Source organism: Aeromonas rivipollensis (assembly GCF_037811135.1).
GTDB classification, from domain to species: Bacteria; Pseudomonadota; Gammaproteobacteria; order Enterobacterales; family Aeromonadaceae; genus Aeromonas; species Aeromonas rivipollensis.
The window spans coordinates 3173387-3189900 of record NZ_CP149130.1; the positions used below are offsets into that span (position 1 = coordinate 3173387).

Annotated in this window: 18 protein-coding genes; 5 read left to right on the forward strand and 13 right to left on the reverse strand. The window is 62.8% G+C overall.

Translation table 11 applies throughout. The annotated features are described in order from the left end of the window. Positions 1-210: 210 nt before the first annotated feature. The 3 genes from WIR04_RS14275 to WIR04_RS14285 are packed head-to-tail and all read left to right on the forward strand — an operon-like array spanning position 211 to position 2656. Positions 211-1029 carry a DUF3100 domain-containing protein gene (locus tag WIR04_RS14275; RefSeq protein WP_338887777.1) on the forward strand — a complete coding sequence of 273 codons (819 nt, stop codon included), beginning with the start codon at positions 211-213 and terminating at the stop codon, positions 1027-1029. Next, entirely contained in the window at positions 1026-1475 is a 450-nt protein-coding gene (locus tag WIR04_RS14280) for a hypothetical protein (protein ID WP_025326283.1), read from the forward strand. Before WIR04_RS14275 ends, WIR04_RS14280 begins: the two co-directional genes overlap by 4 nt. Beyond that, entirely contained in the window at positions 1475-2656 is a 1182-nt protein-coding gene (locus WIR04_RS14285) for a M20 family metallopeptidase (protein WP_338887780.1), read from the forward strand. Before WIR04_RS14280 ends, WIR04_RS14285 begins: the two co-directional genes overlap by 1 nt. Positions 2657-2779: 123 nt before the next feature. On the opposite strand, the gene WIR04_RS14290 is transcribed toward WIR04_RS14285, so the two are convergent. The 4 genes from WIR04_RS14290 to WIR04_RS14305 form a co-directional block, all read right to left on the reverse strand. Beyond that, a complete protein-coding gene (locus WIR04_RS14290) occupies positions 2780-3739 on the reverse strand; it encodes a LysR substrate-binding domain-containing protein (RefSeq protein ID WP_338887782.1) in 960 nt (319 codons plus the stop codon). After that, positions 3739-4377 carry a pyridoxamine 5'-phosphate oxidase gene (gene pdxH / locus WIR04_RS14295; protein ID WP_338887784.1) on the reverse strand — a complete coding sequence of 213 codons (639 nt, stop codon included), beginning with the start codon at positions 4375-4377 and terminating at the stop codon, positions 3739-3741. Before pdxH ends, WIR04_RS14290 begins: the two co-directional genes overlap by 1 nt. Before the next feature lie 164 nt (positions 4378-4541). Then, positions 4542-4865, reverse strand: a complete 324-nt coding sequence (locus WIR04_RS14300) for a hypothetical protein (protein ID WP_338887786.1) — start codon at positions 4863-4865, stop codon at positions 4542-4544. Next, positions 4862-6838 (reverse strand): reprolysin-like metallopeptidase, encoded by a 1977-nt coding sequence (locus tag WIR04_RS14305; RefSeq protein WP_338887788.1) that lies wholly within the window; start codon positions 6836-6838, stop codon positions 4862-4864. Before WIR04_RS14305 ends, WIR04_RS14300 begins: the two co-directional genes overlap by 4 nt. Positions 6839-7049: 211 nt before the next feature. Here WIR04_RS14305 and WIR04_RS14310 point away from each other — a divergent pair, with 211 nt between their 5' ends. Next, complete coding sequence (locus tag WIR04_RS14310; protein WP_307765567.1) at positions 7050-8261, forward strand: RsmB/NOP family class I SAM-dependent RNA methyltransferase; 1212 nt, start codon at positions 7050-7052, stop codon at positions 8259-8261. Between the two features lie 65 nt (positions 8262-8326). Here the strand turns inward: WIR04_RS14310 and WIR04_RS14315 are convergent, their stop codons facing one another. Beyond that, the gene (locus WIR04_RS14315) at positions 8327-8671 is read right to left on the reverse strand and encodes a Grx4 family monothiol glutaredoxin (RefSeq protein WP_025326276.1); all 345 of its coding nucleotides are present in this window, start codon (positions 8669-8671) and stop codon (positions 8327-8329) included. Positions 8672-8958: 287 nt separating this feature from the next. Here WIR04_RS14315 and sodB point away from each other — a divergent pair, with 287 nt between their 5' ends. Further along, a complete protein-coding gene (sodB, locus tag WIR04_RS14320) occupies positions 8959-9543 on the forward strand; it encodes a superoxide dismutase [Fe] (protein ID WP_005331469.1) in 585 nt (194 codons plus the stop codon). 103 nt (positions 9544-9646) lie between these two features. Here sodB and WIR04_RS14325 read toward each other — a convergent pair whose 3' ends face one another. The 8 genes from WIR04_RS14325 to WIR04_RS14360 form a co-directional block, all read right to left on the reverse strand. After that, entirely contained in the window at positions 9647-10459 is an 813-nt protein-coding gene (locus WIR04_RS14325; RefSeq protein ID WP_025326274.1) for an MlaA family lipoprotein, read from the reverse strand. Positions 10460-10538: 79 nt separating this feature from the next. Further along, positions 10539-11816, reverse strand: a complete 1278-nt coding sequence (gene ccmI / locus WIR04_RS14330) for a c-type cytochrome biogenesis protein CcmI (protein WP_338887791.1) — start codon at positions 11814-11816, stop codon at positions 10539-10541. Continuing rightward, positions 11813-12292 (reverse strand): cytochrome c-type biogenesis protein, encoded by a 480-nt coding sequence (locus tag WIR04_RS14335; RefSeq protein ID WP_338887793.1) that lies wholly within the window; start codon positions 12290-12292, stop codon positions 11813-11815. The genes ccmI and WIR04_RS14335 overlap by 4 nt, the downstream gene beginning before the upstream one ends. 11 nt (positions 12293-12303) lie before the next feature. Further along, the gene (locus WIR04_RS14340; RefSeq protein ID WP_139744875.1) at positions 12304-12834 is read right to left on the reverse strand and encodes a DsbE family thiol:disulfide interchange protein; all 531 of its coding nucleotides are present in this window, start codon (positions 12832-12834) and stop codon (positions 12304-12306) included. Then, positions 12831-14786 (reverse strand): heme lyase CcmF/NrfE family subunit, encoded by a 1956-nt coding sequence (locus WIR04_RS14345; RefSeq protein ID WP_262108981.1) that lies wholly within the window; start codon positions 14784-14786, stop codon positions 12831-12833. The genes WIR04_RS14340 and WIR04_RS14345 overlap by 4 nt, the downstream gene beginning before the upstream one ends. Positions 14787-15034: 248 nt before the next feature. Continuing rightward, entirely contained in the window at positions 15035-15526 is a 492-nt protein-coding gene (ccmE, locus tag WIR04_RS14350; protein WP_338887798.1) for a cytochrome c maturation protein CcmE, read from the reverse strand. After that, the gene (gene ccmD / locus WIR04_RS14355; protein WP_025326268.1) at positions 15523-15729 is read right to left on the reverse strand and encodes a heme exporter protein CcmD; all 207 of its coding nucleotides are present in this window, start codon (positions 15727-15729) and stop codon (positions 15523-15525) included. Before ccmD ends, ccmE begins: the two co-directional genes overlap by 4 nt. 2 nt (positions 15730-15731) lie before the next feature. Further along, a complete protein-coding gene (locus WIR04_RS14360) occupies positions 15732-16472 on the reverse strand; it encodes a heme ABC transporter permease (protein WP_025326267.1) in 741 nt (246 codons plus the stop codon). Between the last annotated feature and the right edge of the window lie 42 nt (positions 16473-16514).

Genomic DNA, 16514 nt, shown 5'->3' on the forward strand with positions numbered 1-16514 from the left:
TGCGACCGCCGAACGGCGCAGCATAACCGGCTGCTAATGGTTTGTTAACCCATATCTTTAGCATGGTTAAACGGCATACCCCATGAAAAAATGCCATATGGCCAGCTTGATGGCGGTCACATTAATGCCCCCCTGCCCTTCCTATCATGCCCCCATCTCGCAGCGGCCAGCGCCGCTCGTGAATGACAACGCATAACAAGAGAACACACTATGCAGCAAACCACCCCCCTCAAAACGGTGTTAGTCAGTACCCTGGCGACCGCCCTGCTGATCTTCGTGGCCCAGTACCTCATCGGGAAACAGGAGATCAGGATAGGCATCGCCATCATCCCCATACTGCCCATGCTCTTTGCCGTCATCATCGGCATGATAGTCTCCGCCAAACCGGTCAAGGATCGCATCCCGGGCTGGAAGCGCCTCTTCAGCGAAAAGGAAGAGGGCTTCTGCGGCAAGATGGTGGGCTTCAGCCTGCTGATCCTGGGTACCCAGTATGCGGGCATGATCATCCCCAACCTCAAGATGATCCTCAGCGTCGGCGTGCCCCTCTTCCTGCAGGAGATAGGCAACCTGCTGCCCATCCTCATCGCCATTCCGCTGGCGGTGAAATTCGGCTTCGGCCGTCGCGCCATCGGGGCCTGCTCCTCCATCAGCCGCGAGCCTTCGGTCGCGGTGATCCAGGGCAGATTCGGCACCGGCTCCCAGGAGTACATTGGCGTGCTCGCCATCTACCTGTGCGGCTCCGTCATCGGCACCCTCTGGTTCAGCGTGCTCGGCAGCATAGCGCCCCTCACCGGTCTGCACCCGCTGGCCCTGGCCGCCGGCTCCGGCGTGGGCTCAGGCTCCATGCTGAGCGCCGCCTCCGGTGCCCTCATAAACGGCCTCGACGAGGCGCTGGCCCAGCAGGTGCTGAGCATAGCCGCCGCCTCGAATCTGCTCTCATCGGCGCTGGGTGCCCTCTCCCTCACCTACCTGGGGCTGCCCCTCGCCGAAAAGATCTATGCCCTGACTGACAAAGGAGCGAAAGCATGAAAAGCATCGTGATGGATATGCGGTTCGTCTTTCTGGCGATCCTGCTGGCCATGTTTACCCAGACCCTGACCACCGGCACCCCGCTCTGGCTCATGGGTGACAGCTTCGTCGCCATGTCCCTGGTGGTGTTCGCCTCCCTGGTCGCCAAGCGCTACCTGCCCTCCTCCCTGCCGGCCTTTGCCTATGCCACCATCATCGGCATCCTCATCTGCCTGCCGGAGACCCCAGTGCGCGCGCTCTTCATCGATGCGGTGGCGAAGATCTCCTTCCTCTCCTGCTGCGTGCCGCTGCTGGCCTTCGCCGGCCTCTCCGTCGGTGGTCAGCTTGAGGAGCTCAAGAAGATGTCCTGGAAGGTGATCCTCATCTTCATGATCGTTTCAACCTGCTGCTTCTTCGGCGCCTCGCTGGTTGCCCAACTCGGCTTCTCCATTCAAGGGATCATCTGATGCACCACTACCACATAGAATCGGATCTGCTCGCCCTGCGTGACTTCAGCTGCGAGGTACGCCACCACCTGCACAGCATCCCGGAATACTCCGGGGCCGAGTTCAAGACCTCGGCCTACTGCCGCGCCCTGATGGAAGAGTTCGGCTACCAGATCACCGACTACCCGGGCTTTACCGGTTTTCACGGGGATTTGGTTATTGATCCCAACCTGCCCACCATCGCCTTCCGTGCCGACATGGACGGCCTGGAGATGCACGACATGAGCGAGGTGGCGTTCAAGTCCACCCACGAGGGCATGGCCCACAACTGCGGTCACGACTCCCATATGGCGATCGCCCTGACCACCGCCAAGTTCCTGGCAGCTCACCAGGCTCGGCTGCAATACAATGTGCGCATCATCTTCCAGATGGCGGAAGAGGACATGCGGGTACCGGGCGCCGAGAAGATGGTGGAACTCGGCTGCATGGCGGGGGTGGACGAGGTCTACGCGCTGCACAACGACGGCGCCATGGAGACGGGCACCATCAAGTTCAACCAGGGGGTCATGTCCTCATGGGGCTCCGCCTGGACCCTGAATGTGCACGGCATCTCCGCCCACGGCTCCACCCCCCACAAGGGGCTGGATGCCATCCGCGAGGCGGTGCGCATCATCGAGGACATGGACTACATAGTCGCAAAGCGCACCAGCCCGTTCAGCCCGGCGGTGTTTGGCTGCGGCATGATCAACGGCGGCACCATCCCCAATGCGGTGGCCGATCACGTGCAGGCCCGTGGCACTATCCGCGCCATGGACGCCGAGACCGACCAGATCCTGAAAAACAGCTTCAAGGACATGGTCGCGCAGAGCGAGCTGCGCGGCTTCAAGACCACCATGGTCTATGCCGGCTACCCGGCGGTGGAGAACCATGGCGAGGCCTGTGCCCGCCTGCTGCAGGCCGCCACAGACGTGCTGCCAGCCGAGGGCATCAATGCCCAGGGTCAGCCCATGACCGGCAGCGAGGACTTCAGCTACATGCTCAACGCCACCCCGGGTCGCAAGGGGGCCATGTTCTTCCTCGGCAGCGGCTGCCAGGCCAAGGGGATCTGCAACTACCTGCACGCCAATCCCTATTACCTGGACGATGACTGCCTGCTGATCGGTGCCCAGATATTTGTCAATCTGGCGACCAGGGCAACCTAGTCACCCGACGGAAATAGAAAAGAGAGGCCAATGGCCTCTCTTTTTTTGCCTCTGCCATTTCGAGCTGCATCGCAGCCCCGGCTATTTGCCTCTGCCATTCAGGGCCGCAGCACAGATCCGGCGCTACAACCAGGGCAGGGTCGCGGCACTGGCGGGGGGCGACTGGTTGAGCAGCGCCAGCTGCACCGTCTCCCGGCTCACGTGGGGAGCATAGAGGTGGATGAAGTCATACATGTAGTCCCGCAGGTGGGCGTGTCTGCGCAGGCAGACATGGGCCACGCTCGAGGCGATCAGGTGATCAATGTTGAGGCAGACCAGGCTCTCCCTGTCCCCCTCGTCGAACGCCGAGGTGGCGATCACCCCCACCCCCATGCCGAGGCGCACATAGTGCTTGATGATGTCGCTGTCGGTGGCGGTCAGCACTATGCGGGGGCTGAGGCCATGACGACCGAAGGCCTTGTCCATCTTGGAGCGACCGGTGAAGCCGAACACATAGGTGATGAGGGGATAACGGGCCAGATCCGCCATGGCCAGGGGCTGGCAGTCGAGCAGCGGATGACCGTGGGGCACCACAACGCCGCGCCCCCAGCGGTAACAGGGAATGGTCGCCAGCTCGTCGAACAGGTGCATGGACTCGGTGGCGATGGCCATCTCCACATCCCCGTTTTGCACCATCTGCGCCAGCTGGGCCGGCGCCCCCTGATGCAGCTGGATGCTCACCTCGGGGAAGCGGCGGGAGAAGGCGGTGATCACCGACGGCAGCTTGTAGCGGGCCATGGTGTGGGTGGTGGCGATGCGCAGCACTCCGCTGGTGGCCAGCTGATCACCGAGGGAAAGTTGGCCAATCTGCTCCACCTGGGCCACCACCCCCTTGGCCAGCTCCATCACCTGCTCCCCCATGGGGGTCAGGCCCACCAGATTCTTGCCCTTGCGGGTGAACAGCGCCAGCCCCAGCTCGTCTTCCAGCATCTTCATCTGCTTGCTGAGGGTCGGCTGGGAGGTGTAGAGCTTCTCCGCCGTCGCCGAGATGTTGAAGTTGTTCTTCACTATCTCGGTGAAGTTCTTGAGCCGGGCTATGTTCATCAGGGGGCCAGTCGCTCTATGTGCCAGCCATCCCCCTCGCGGCTGTAGTAGAAGCGATCGTGCAGGCGATGCTCGCCCCCCTGCCAGAACTCCACCGTCTCGATCCGCACCCGGAAGCCGCCCCAAAAGCTCGGCAACGGCACCTCGCCATTGGCAAACTTCTGCTTGAGCTCGAGGAACTTGGCTTCCAGCACGCCACGGGCCGAGATGCGGGTCGACTGCTTGGAGACCCAGGCGGCTATCTGGCTATCCTTGGGACGGCTGTGGAAGTACTTCATCACCTCGAAGGTGCTCATCTTCTCCACCCGGCCTGTCACGTGCACCTGGCGGTCGAGGGTGTGCCAGGGGAAGAGCAGGCTGATGCGGGGGTTGCCCTCCAGCTGGTGCGCCTTGCGGCTGCCCATGTTGGTGTAGAACACCATGCCCTCGGCATCGTAGTGCTTGAGCAGCACTGTGCGCTGCCAGGGCTGGCCGTCGGCATCCACTGTGCCCACCACCATGGCGGTGGGGTCGGTCAGCCTGGCCTCGCACGCCTGGGCCAGCCACTTCTCGAACAGGACGAGAGGCTCGGCCGGCAGATCGGCCCGGTGCAGTCCGCCCCTGGTGTATTCACGACGCAGATCAGCCACATCCATCATCTTGATTTTCCTTCTCTCTTTCTTTGCCGCCACTGCGGCTGTGGATGGGGGCATTGTGCGACGAGCACGTCATGGGTACAAGCCTGGGGGCGGCCAAATACTGGCACCAAAAACAGAAAGGGAGGCCTGTGCCTCCCTTTTTCTGCCGGCAGCTTGCCGCCTGCCTATGGTTTGCCGTCAACCGGCGGGCAATGGGCCAGCATGCGCCGGTTATATTCCGCCGCATAGGCGCTCAGCCTGGCGTGAGCCTCCTTCTGATCCGGCTTGATGACATCGCCGAGCCCCTCCAGATAGCGCACGCCACAGCGGGCCTTGGCCGCCACCTGCCGCTCCGCCGCTATGCCGGGCGCCACCTCGCCGCGCCCGGCCCGCACTATCAGCCGGTAGTCCTGCTTGGCCAGGCTGTCACTGACCGCCTGATCCAGGGTGTCGGCATCGGCCTGACAACCGCCAAGCAGGGCGAGCAGCAGCACGCAGGCCAGCCTCATGCCCGCCTCCGTTGCCAGCCCAGCAGCGCCAGGGCCAGGGTCCAGAAGCCGAGGGCGCCACCGCCACCACCGCCGCCCTCTTCCCCACGCTGGGTCACCGACAGCTTGAGCGGGCTGATGGCGAAGAAGAGGTTGTCACTGCAGGCCACCTTCAGCCTGGCGGTGCCGTCGTTGCCGGCGGGTATGGTAACGCTGGCCGAGCCGGAGTTGGGCTGGCCACTGGCGAGCAGGGTCCAGCTCACCCCCTCGTCCCGGGTCAGGGAGAGATCCACCTTGCTGCAATTGATGGGGGCCGCGTTGGTGCCGGCCACGTCCCAGCCTATGGTCTGGCTGGCGCCGGCTCCCAGCGGGGTCACCAGCGGGCTGGTCAGGCGGAAGGCGCTGCCGGTGTTGACCACCTGGATCTTCATGTCGTCACTGGAAACACCGCCCTTGCCGTCCCGCGCCGTGAGGCGGAAATTGAGCTCCCTGTTGGTGGCAGGCCAGGCCTCCCCCTTCGCCAGGGTGTTGGAGAGCAGGGAGGGCAGACTTGGCAGGGTACGCTCCGGCAACGCGGTCGGCGCCACGAAGCGAAACAGCGGGCGACTGCCGTCGTCCACCATGCTGGCGACGCTGAAGGACTCGGTGCCGAGATCGATCTGCTCCCAGGTGTAACTCAGGGGATCCTGATCCAGATCCGCCCCGGCGCCCTTGAGCACGAAGGGGGTGTTGGCCGGGATCACATAGTCGTTGCCGGCGGCGACCTGGGGCGCGTTGTTGGTCAGGCTCTGGGAGCTGCCACAGCTCGCGACTGTGGCCATGTGGGCCCGCATCTGCTCGATGGACTTGCTGTGGAAGTAGGGCAGGCTGTTGGCCTGCAGGTTCTCTTCCCCGCAGATCCCCGCATAGGCCATGATGGAGCTGCCGCTGCCGGGCTCCCAGGCCTGGCTGGCCTCCCGGTTGCCACCGCCACAGCTGCCGGTGGTGCCGTTGAAGGTGTGGTCGGCGCCGAACTGGTGGCCAATCTCGTGGGCCACGTAGTCGATGAAGAAGGCATCCCCCACCGGATTGGGGGAGCCCGTCATGCCCGCCGACTTCTCCGCGGTGCAGAGCACTCCCAGCCCCGCCAGACCGCCGCCCCCGGTGTTGACCACGTGACCTATGTCGAAGGCGCCGAGCTTGGTGCCAGCCTGGGTCTGTGCATTCTGCTGCACTGTGACGTTGGCATCTATGTCACCGTCATCGTTGTTGAAAGGATCGGTGGCGGTGTCGGTGAAGATGATGGTGTCGTTGCCGCTGGCGAGCTGGAACTCGGCGGCGACGTCACGCTGGTACACCTCGTTGACCCGGTTGAGCAGGGTGGCGATGGCGCCGAGACCGGCCTCGACGGTGCCGCCGTGATACTGGGTGTACTCCCCCGCCGCCGAGATGGCGATGACGTAGCGCTTGCGCTGGTTGCCATCCACCAGTACCTGACGGGCCAGGGCCTTGGCCTGGGATCCGATCACCTTGTCCGCCTCTTCCTCCAGCCGGCTGTGGGCATCCTGCTGGTAATAGATGGCGTAGCCTTCACCGTTTCTGAGCGGATCCACGAACACCATGCGGCCCTGGTGGCTGAACATGGCGTGGAAACCCTGGGGACCGAGATCGAAGCGCCCCGTCTCCACCGGGTTGGACTCGTCATACCCCTTGAATGCCAGAATGCCGGGATACCTGGTGGCGAGATCCGATGGCAGCAGATCATAGGCCTGCAGGTTGAAGGTCACCTCCTTGCCATCCGGCAGGGGCAGGGTCAGCCGCGATTCCCCCGCCAGCAAGCCGGCGAAGTAATCGGCCGGCACAGTGGCAATGCGATATTGGCTGGCCCGCACCTCATAGCCATCGGCAGCGGTGGCCCGTGCCGCCACCGTATTCCACTCACTGGCGGCCAGGCCGGTGGCGTTCATCAGACCGGCCACCAGCAACGCCAGCGGAGAGTATTTCATCAACTGCATCTTTATTATTCCTTTTTCAATGCGTTCGCCTGAACTGCCTCAGCATCATTTTCCTGCCCGGGTGAGAAGTCCAGCGCCATCCTCTGTACATTCCCCGAATGGGGACGGTTGCACCAATGCAGTCTAGCCCCTATCATGGCGCGGATTTGTCCGTTTCAGAACCCTCCTGTGTCACGGGCCGGTTCACCCTTTTTTGGCCAAGGTTAATCTCATGCTCAAATCCCCACTGTTGCCCCGTTTCGGGGATCTGGTCGTTGCCATTGTTGACGATGTACTCGGTCAGGGCCTCACCCTCGACCGCGCCTATGCCCGTCACTTCTCCGGCATCGAACTCAAACCGCAAGAACAGGCAAGGATTGCCCTGGTCACCGGCGACCTGCTGCGTCGTCTCAGCCTCTATTGCTTCCTGACCGGCATCCAGGTCCGTCAGGCCGAAAAGAATGTCTGGCCGCTGCTGCACAGCTGGCACGCCTTCCACAAGATTGCCCAGCCCAACAACCCGACCCTGGATCGCTTCAATGAAGAGGCATTCCGTCGCCGTCTGACCGAGGCGAAGAAGAACCCGGTGCTGATGGATGGTTGCCCTGCCTGGCTGGAGAAGCTGGGCAACGAGCAGTTGGGTGAGGCCTGGCCTGCCGAGCGTGCCGCCCTGGCCTGGATGCCCAAGCGCTACCTGAGGGTCAACACCCTCAAGTGCACCCGGGAAGAGCTGCAAACCATTCTGGCCAAAGAGCATGTCACCACCATTCCGGTTGATGGTGTTGAGACGGCCCTGCAGGTCACCTCGGACGCCGCCCTGTTCCGCACCAAGGCCTTTGCCGATGGCTGCTTCGAACAGCAGGATGCCGGCTCCCAACTGGTCGCCGCCGCCCTGGAAGTGACCCCGGGCATGCGGGTCATCGATGCCTGCGCCGGTGCCGGTGGCAAGACACTGCACATCGCCGCCATGATGGAAGGCAAGGGCCGCCTGCTGGCGATGGACGTGGAAGAGTGGAAGCTGGAGAACCTCAAGCAGCGCGCCCGCCGCGCCGGTGCCCACAACGTGGAGACCCGGGTCATCACCAGCAGCAAGACTGTCAAGCGCCTCAAAGAGAGCGCCGACCGCGTATTGCTGGACGTCCCCTGCTCCGGCCTTGGCGTACTCAAGCGCAATCCGGATGCCAAGTGGCGTGACACCGCCGAGCGCCTGCCGGTGCTGGTCGCCCTGCAAGAAGAGATACTGCAGCGCTATAGCCAGATGGTGAAGGTGGGCGGCCTGCTGGTCTATGCAACCTGCTCCATCCTGCCCCAGGAGAACCGCCAGCAGGTGGACAAGTTCCTCGCGGCCAACGAGAACTATCGCCTGCGGGATGACCACACCGTCAGCCCCTCCGAGACCGGCTTCGACGGTTTCTACATGGCACGGATCGAGCGTATCGGCTGAGGCCCTGCGCACCCATAGAAAAGGGGAGCCATGGGCTCCCCTTTTTGCATGATGCGGATGCGACCTTATTCGGCGGCGGCATCGTCCTGCTTGTGCTTGGCAGCAGCTTCCTTGATCAGGGTCTGCAGCTCGCCAGCCTGGAACATCTCGATCATGATGTCGCAACCACCGACCAGCTCACCTTCCACCCAGAGTTGCGGGAAGGTCGGCCAGTTGGCAAATTTCGGCAGCTCGGCACGGATGTCCGGGTTTTGCAGGATGTCGACGTAAGCAAAAGGCTCGCCACAGGACATCAGGGCCTGGGAGGCCTGGGCAGAGAAACCGCAGCTGGGTAGCTTGGGGGATCCCTTCATGTACAGGATGATGGGATTCTCAGCCAGCTGCTGTTTGATCTTTTCAATAGTTTCCATAAATGCCTCACTAGAGCGATTTCGGCGGCCATTCTACTGCAAACCGGGCAGACCACAAACTGGCAAACCGTCCCGAATGCAAGAAGTGATGAATCAATACGCCGCAGCTTGATCCGGATCATGGCGAGAATCAAGAGTTGTTCGCCCATCTTTGATGCTGCTACAATCGACGGGCTTTGGGCCGTCTGGCCCCATCATTTCAAGAACAATTCTTTTCAACATAGAAAAGAGTACGCAATGTCTTGCAACCGTCGCCTTCGCACGGCCCAGCCAATGGAGAGTAGAAAATGGCTTTCGAACTTCCCGCTCTGCCCTATGCAATCAATGCTCTGGAACCGCACATCTCCCAGGAAACCCTGGAATATCACCACGGCAAGCACCACAACACCTACGTGGTCAACCTGAACAACCTGGTGCCGGGTACCGAGTTTGAAGGCAAGTCTCTGGAAGAGATCATCAAGACCTCCACTGGCGGTGTCTTCAACAACGCCGCCCAGATCTGGAACCACACCTTCTACTGGCACTGCCTCTCCCCGAACGGCGGTGGCGAGCCCACCGGCGCCCTGGCCGATGCCATCAACAAGGCCTTCGGCTCCTTCGCCGAGTTCAAGGATGCGTTCACCAAGTCTGCCATCGGCAACTTCGGCTCCAGCTGGACCTGGCTGGTGAAGAAAGCCGACGGCTCCCTGGCCATCGTCAACACCTCCAACGCCGGCTGCCCGCTGACCGAAGCCGGGACCACCCCGCTGCTGACCGTCGACCTGTGGGAGCACGCCTACTACATCGATTTCCGCAACCTGCGTCCGAAGTACATGGAAACCTTCTGGGCCCTGGTCAACTGGGAATTCGTGGCCAAGAATCTGGCTGCCTGATAGCCTCTTTCTTGCCAAAACGCCCCGCACTGCGGGGCGTTTTTTTATGGCGAACGACCAACGAAAAAGGCGCCATGGGCGCCTTTTTGATAACCATGGGTCGTTACTGGTCTATCTCGTCCAGATACTCGTCCAGGTTGCTGTCATCCTCCTGCTGGCCCTTCTGCTGCTTGAGCTCAGGCTGGCGACCTGTCACCTTGCCATCGTTGTACTGCAGGTAGAAGTCCTTGGTCAGGGCATAAGGATCGAGTGCATTGTCGATGATCCGCTCCTGATCGATGAGCTTGGAGCGCGTGCCCAGGCCATCCAGCGCCCAGTGCACCACCCGCAGCGGGAAGGTCAGCAGGGCATAGGGGAAGTAGATGGTATCTATGGTATCCCCGACAAACTCCCGGGTAGTGGTCGGGCCGTAGACGGGCACCATGATGTAGGCGCCATCCCCGATGTCCGCCCTGCCGAGCACTGTGTCCATCTCCAGCATGTTGCGCTCGAGGCCGGCATGCTTGGCCACGTCGAAGATCCCCAGCAGACCTATGGTGGTGTTGAGGGTGAAGCGGCCCAGGTTGGTCCCCGCCCCCTTCAGATCGCCGACCAGCAGGTGGTTGATCATGCTGCTCGGCTCGTCGAAGTTCTCCACCAGGTTGTCGATACCGTCTTTCATCCCCTGGGGCACATAGCGGGCATAGCCATGGACCACGGGGCGAGCCACGTAGGGTTCCAGCACGTCGTAGTTGATGGCCCACATGGCCCGGTTGGCCCCCTGGAAGGGGTCACGGGGATCGCTGGCCGTGCTGGACGCACCGGGGCGGCTGGGGGTTTCGTTGAGATCCAGGCTCTCTGGGCCCGGCTTGGGAGGGCCACCCGCACAGCCCCCCAACAGCAGTGCCACTGCCAATGCTCCTGAACGCAGATACATATGAAAGTCCTAAGCTTTTTTGGGAATCTTTATGGATTATAGGTAGCCCGCCCCATCCCGGGGTCGGGCCAAGAGGGTATTAGAGTGCGTGATCGATGCGGATGTCAATCGGCGCTGTGGGAATGGTGGTGGTCGGCACTGTGACCGAGACCCCCTCAAAGGCTCCTTCCTTGTTCATGACGTTGCCGCCCCGGGAGAGGCGCGCCTTGAACTGCAGCTCGGGATAGGCCGCCAGCTTGCTCCCCTCCATCATGGCATCCCCATCCCCCAGTGAGAGGGTGAGGGGCAACTGCGGACCCGGGATGCGCTTGACCGCGATGGGCATGGGCGGGCCATTGGGGATCACCGCAAAGACGAACAGGTGGGCATCCTCCGGCAGCTGGATGCCGGGTGCCAGGGTGATGTGCAGGGGATATTCTCCCTCCTTCACCGCCAGAACCTGAGCACTGCCCTGCCCAGCCTGAGCGCCCTGGGCGGCAGGTGCGGCTGTCACGGCGATGCCGCGCTGACGCAGTTGCTGCTCGGCATACTCGATGGAGCGCTCCACCATGGCATGGCGGGTCGAGCCCTTCTCCAGCAGCGGCAACATGGCTCGCCAGCGCACCAGCGCTGTCTGGAAGTCCTCTTTCTGCAACGCCATGAAGGCATGGACCGAGCGCGCCTCTATGTTGGCCGGATCCTGGGCGATGGCCGCCTGCAGCAGCTGATCCGCCCGGGCCTCCTCCCCCGTCATCATCAGGGCCTGGGCATAGGGCACCGCCACCATGGCCTTCTGCGGAGCCAGGGAGTAGGCCCGCTCCAGCGCCTCGCGGGCCATCTCGGGGTCATTGCCATCCAGGGTCAGACGCCCCAGCAGCAGCCAGCCACGATAGTCGTTCGGTTCTTCTTTCAGCCGGGTGCGCAGCCCCAGGGTGAAGTCCAGCAGATCCTGCTCGGTCACCTCGCTATCCCGCTCCACCAGGATGCGGTTGCTCAGCTCCCCCAGCCGACTGCTGGCATCCTGCCAGCGGCTCACCTCCTGCCAGGCCCCCAGCTGGTAGTAGAGCCCCAGGCTCACCACCACCAGCACCAGCACACCCGGGATCCAGATCAGGCTCTTGCCGCCGCGGGCACTCTGCTCCACGTCTGGGATGTCGTCCAGCAGGCTGCGTTGCAGCTCAACCAGGGACTCGGACTCCTCGGCCAGTATCCCCTGCTCACGCTCCTCGCCTATCTCCAGCAGACGCTGGCGATAGAGTTGCTTGTTGAGCGCCGAACGGCTGATGCTCTGGCGACCCTCGCCGCGCCACAGCGGCAGGATCAGCGCCAGGCTCGCCAGCACCAGCAGGGCCGCGATCACTATCCAAAATGCGGTCATTGTTTCTCTTCCTCTTTGAGCAGCTCGGCCAGACGGCGCCGCTCTTCTTCGCTCAGGGCGTTATCCATTCGTTTTGTCGCCGCCGGGGCACGGCGGCTGCGCACCACCACAGTGGCGGCACCAATGACGATGACCAGCAGGGGGCCAAGCCAGAGGATCAGGGTGGAGGCCATCAGGGGGGGATCATAGAGGATGAAGTTGCCGTAACGGGCCACCATGTAATCCACCACCTCCTCCTTGTCCTTGCCGTCCCGCACCATCTGGTAGGTCTTGTCCCGCAGGTCCTTGGCGAGCCCCGCATTGGAATCAGCGATGTCCTGGTTCTGGCACTTGGGGCAGCGCAGTTCCCTGGTCAGCTCGCGGAAGGTCTGCTCCTGGGCATCGTTGTCGAAGGTGTAGACGTCGATGGCGGCACTGGCCTGGCCGGCGCCCAGCAGACCCCCCAGCAGCAACAGGGATGCAATAAGTGTTTTCATCAGAGCGGCCCTCACTTCATGGCATCGAAGATGGGTTTGAGGGTCGAGGCCCAGACTTCGGGATTGACGTCCCCCACGTGGCGATAGCGGATGATGCCCTGGCTGTCGATGAAGAAGGTCTCGGGGGCGCCGTAGACCCCCAGATCCAGCCCCAGCATGCCGTCCGGATCATAGAGGTTGACCTCATAGGGATTGCCGAGCTCAGCCAGCCACTTGATGGCCTTGTCCCGCTCATCCTTGTAGTTCATGCCGACGATGGGAATGCCCTGCCCCGCCAGCTGCTTGAGGTAGGTGTGCTCCCCATAGCAGGTCGGGCACCAGGTGGCCCAGACGTTGAGCAGCATGGGGCGCCCCTTGAAGATGCTCCTGTCATGCTGCTTGCCCAAGTCATAGATGTCCTGCAGGGTGAACACGGGCACCTCCTTGTCCACCATCACGGATTCCAGCTTGGTGGGGTCCGAGTAGAGCCCTTTGAACAGGAACACCGCCCCCATCAGGAAGATGATGAAGGGCAGCAGAAACAGCCAGGTCTTCTTGCTCATGCCTTGGTCTCCTCGTCACGACGGCCGAACCGGTAGCGCTTGTCCAGCATGGCCAGCACGCCGCCGATGGCCATGAAGACGCCGCCGAACCAGATCCAGCGCACAAAGGGCTTGTAGTAGATACGCACCGCCCAGGCGCCGTTGTCGAGCTGCTCGCCCAGCGCCGCATAGAGATCACGGGTGAAGCCGGCATCGATGGCGGCTTCGGTCATCGGCATGCGACTGACCTTGTACATCCGCTTCTCGGGCTTGAGCAGGGCCACCTGCTTGCCGTTCCTGTGCACCTCCAGCACCCCCTTGAAGCCGTCGTAGTTGGGGCCGTTCTTTTCGCTGATACCGGTGAACACGAATTCGTAGTCGGCGAAGTGCACCCGATCGCCAGCCTGCATGCGCAAGTCCTTCTCGATGCTGTAGTTCTGGGTGCAGGCGATGCCGATGATGCTGACCGCCAGTCCCACGTGGCCCAGGATCATGGCCCAGTGGCTGTTGCCGAGGCGGCGCACCCCGGTGGCGAAGCTGTGCTTGTGGGTGGCGCGCACCCAGGTCTCCTGGATGCTGGTGATGATGATCCAGGTACCCAGGCCTATGCCGAGCGCGGCCCAGGGCTTGAACTCACCGGCGAAGAGCTGCGGCAGCAGCAGGGCGGCGGCCAGACTCAGTCCCAGGGCCAGCACTACCTTGCCCTTGAGCTCACCGAGCTCCTGACGGCGCCAGCGGAACAGCGGCCCGACCCCCAGCAGCAAGGCGAACGGGATGATCAGCCAGCTGTAGATGTGGTTGAAGAAGGGGGTGCCGATGGAGATGCTGCCAAGCCCCAGCTCCTTGTGCACCAGGGGCAAGAGGGTGCCGAGCAGCACTGTGAGCAGGCCCGCTACCAGCAGTATGTTGTTGCCAAGCAGCAGGGTCTCGCGGCTCCACAGCTCGTGCTTGCCGTGGCTCTTGACCTGGGAGCCCTTGAAAGCGAACAGCAGCAAGGAGCTGCCTATCACCGCCAGCAGGAAGCCCAGGATGAAGAGGCCGCGGGTCGGGTCGGAGGCAAAGGCGTGGACGGACACCAGCACGCCGGAGCGCACCAGGAAGGTCCCCAGCAGGCTCAGGGAGAAGGCGGAGAGCGCCAGCAGCACTGTCCAGGCCTTGAAGGTGGCGCGCTTCTCGCTCACCGCCAGCGAGTGCAGCAGGGCCGTGCCCGCCAGCCAGGGCATGAAGGAGGCGTTTTCCACCGGATCCCAGAACCACCAGCCGCCCCAGCCGAGCTCGTAATAGGCCCACCAGGAGCCGAGCACTATGCCAAGGGTCAGGAAGACCCAGGCCGCCATGGTCCAGGGACGGGACCAGCGCGCCCAGGTGGCATCGAGACGCCCCGTCATCAGGGAGGCGATGGCGAAGGCGAAGGCCACCGAGAAGCCCACATAACCCATGTAGAGCATCGGCGGGTGGAAGATGAGACCCGGATCCTGCAACAGGGGGTTGAGGTCGCGCCCATCCACCGGGAAGTACGGCAGGGTGCGGGTGAAGGGATCAGAGGTGAACAGCACGAAAGCGGTAAAGCCCACCGAGATGAGCCCGAGCACCCCCAGCACCCGCGCCACCGCATCCAGCGGCAGGCGACGACTGAACAGGGCGACGGCCGCGGTCCAGCCCCCCAGGGTCAGCACCCAGAGCAGCAGGGACCCCTCGTGGGCCCCCCACACCGCCGAGATGCGGTACTGCAGCGGCAGCAGGCTGTTGGAGTTGGTGGCCACATACTGCACGGTGAAGTCGTTGTCGACAAAGGCCCAGGTCAGGCAGAGGAAGGAGAGCAGCAGCAGCAGGAACTGGCTGTAGGCGAGCGGACGGGCCGCCGACATCATGCCGAGGCGCCCCAATTTGGCGCCGATCAGCGGATAGCTCCCCAGCAGCAGGGCGGTGGCAAAGGCCAGGATCAGTGCGAATTGCCCCAGTTCAGGGATCATGGCTGACTTCCTTTCAATTGCGCCGCGACTAGGACCGGTGCACAGGCATGAGACGGTGAGAACTGCCCCAGTTCAGGGATCATGGCTGACTTCCTTTCAATTGCACCGCGACCAGAACCGGTGTCCAGGCATGAGACGGTGAGAACTGCCCAAATTCGGGGATCATTGACTATTTCCTTTCGATGGCAGGGTGAGACATACCGATCCGGCGGCGAAACGAGCTGAACACGAGACAAAGGCTGCCGGTATCATTGCTTGGCCCCCTGCAATTGCGCTTCGGTATATTCGGGCTTGAAGTGCATGCCATTGGTAGCGTCCGCCACCTCCGGCGGCATGTAGTTCTCGTCGTGCTTGGCCAGCACCTCGAAGGCGGCCACAGTGGTCGCGTCCTTGAGGGTACCCTGGGCGACTATGCCCTGCCCCTCCCGGAACAGGTCCGGCAGTATGCCGTCAAATTCCACCGTCACCAGATGGCCGCCGTTGTCTATCAGCTTGAAGGCCACCTTGAGGCTCTGGGGATCACGCTGCACCGAGCCCGGCACCACCAGGCCGCCGATGCGCAGGCGCTGGCCCTCTTCCGGCTTGACCTTCTCCGGCCCCTTGCCCTCCACCAGCTCGCTCGGGGTATAGAAGAGATCGATGTTCTGGCTGAGGGCATAGAGCACCAGGCCAGTCACGCTGGCGAGGCCCAGGCTGATGGCCAGAATGATGGTGAGGCGTTTCTTGCGTCTCGGGTTCATAGGGTGTTCTCCATCTGCTGGGCCGCCTTGCGACGAGCCTCGCGGGCCTGCTTGTTGCGCAATTCGCCGAGCAGGTTGCGGGTTTTCAACCGGGTGGAAATGACGATGCCGACCAGGCAGAGCGCGGTCAGACCGAAGGAGAGCCAGACGTAGAAGGCGTAACCCCCCATGGCCATGAAGTCGCTGAATGAGGCAAAGTGCATGCTTACTTCTCCTGTCTGGCGATGTCGGCAACCCAGGGGCGGTGCCACTCCCGCATCAGCAGCTCGTTGCGAAACCGCATCAGGGTCAGGGCCCCGAGGAAGGTGGCAAACGCCAGTATCATGATGAGCAGCGGCCACAGCATCTCGGGGGAGATGGAGGGCTTGTCAAACTTGGTGATGGAGGCGCCCTGGTGCAGGGTGTTCCACCACTCCACCGAGTAGTGAATGATGGGCAGGTTGATCACCCCCACCAGCGCCAGTATGCCGGCGGCGCGACCCGCCACCACCTTGTCGCTGAAGGCGTTGTAGAGGGCGATGACCCCAAGATAGAGAAACAGCAGGATAAGCTCGGAGGTGAGGCGCGCGTCCCACACCCACCAGGTGCCCCACATGGGCTTGCCCCAGGCGGCACCGGTGAAGAGGGCGATGAAGGTGAAGACGGCGCCCACCGGGGCTATGGCCGCCACCGTCATGTCCGCCATGCGCAGTTGCCACACCAGGCCGATGAAGGCCGCCACAGCCATGGTGGAGTAGGCTCCCATGGAGAGGATGGCGGCAGGCACATGGATGTAGATGATCCTGAAAGAGTCGCCCTGCTGATAATCGGCGGGGGCAAAGGCCAGCCCCCAGACGGTGCCTATGATGAAGGCGAGCAGGCTTGTCACGACAAACCAGGGCAGCAGGGTGCCGGCCAGCCCATAGGCGCGCTCGGGTTTGGCATAAGGGTGCAACCATTTCCACATAGCTCACAGAACCTTTCAGTTATTAATTTTTAAGTGGCGAGG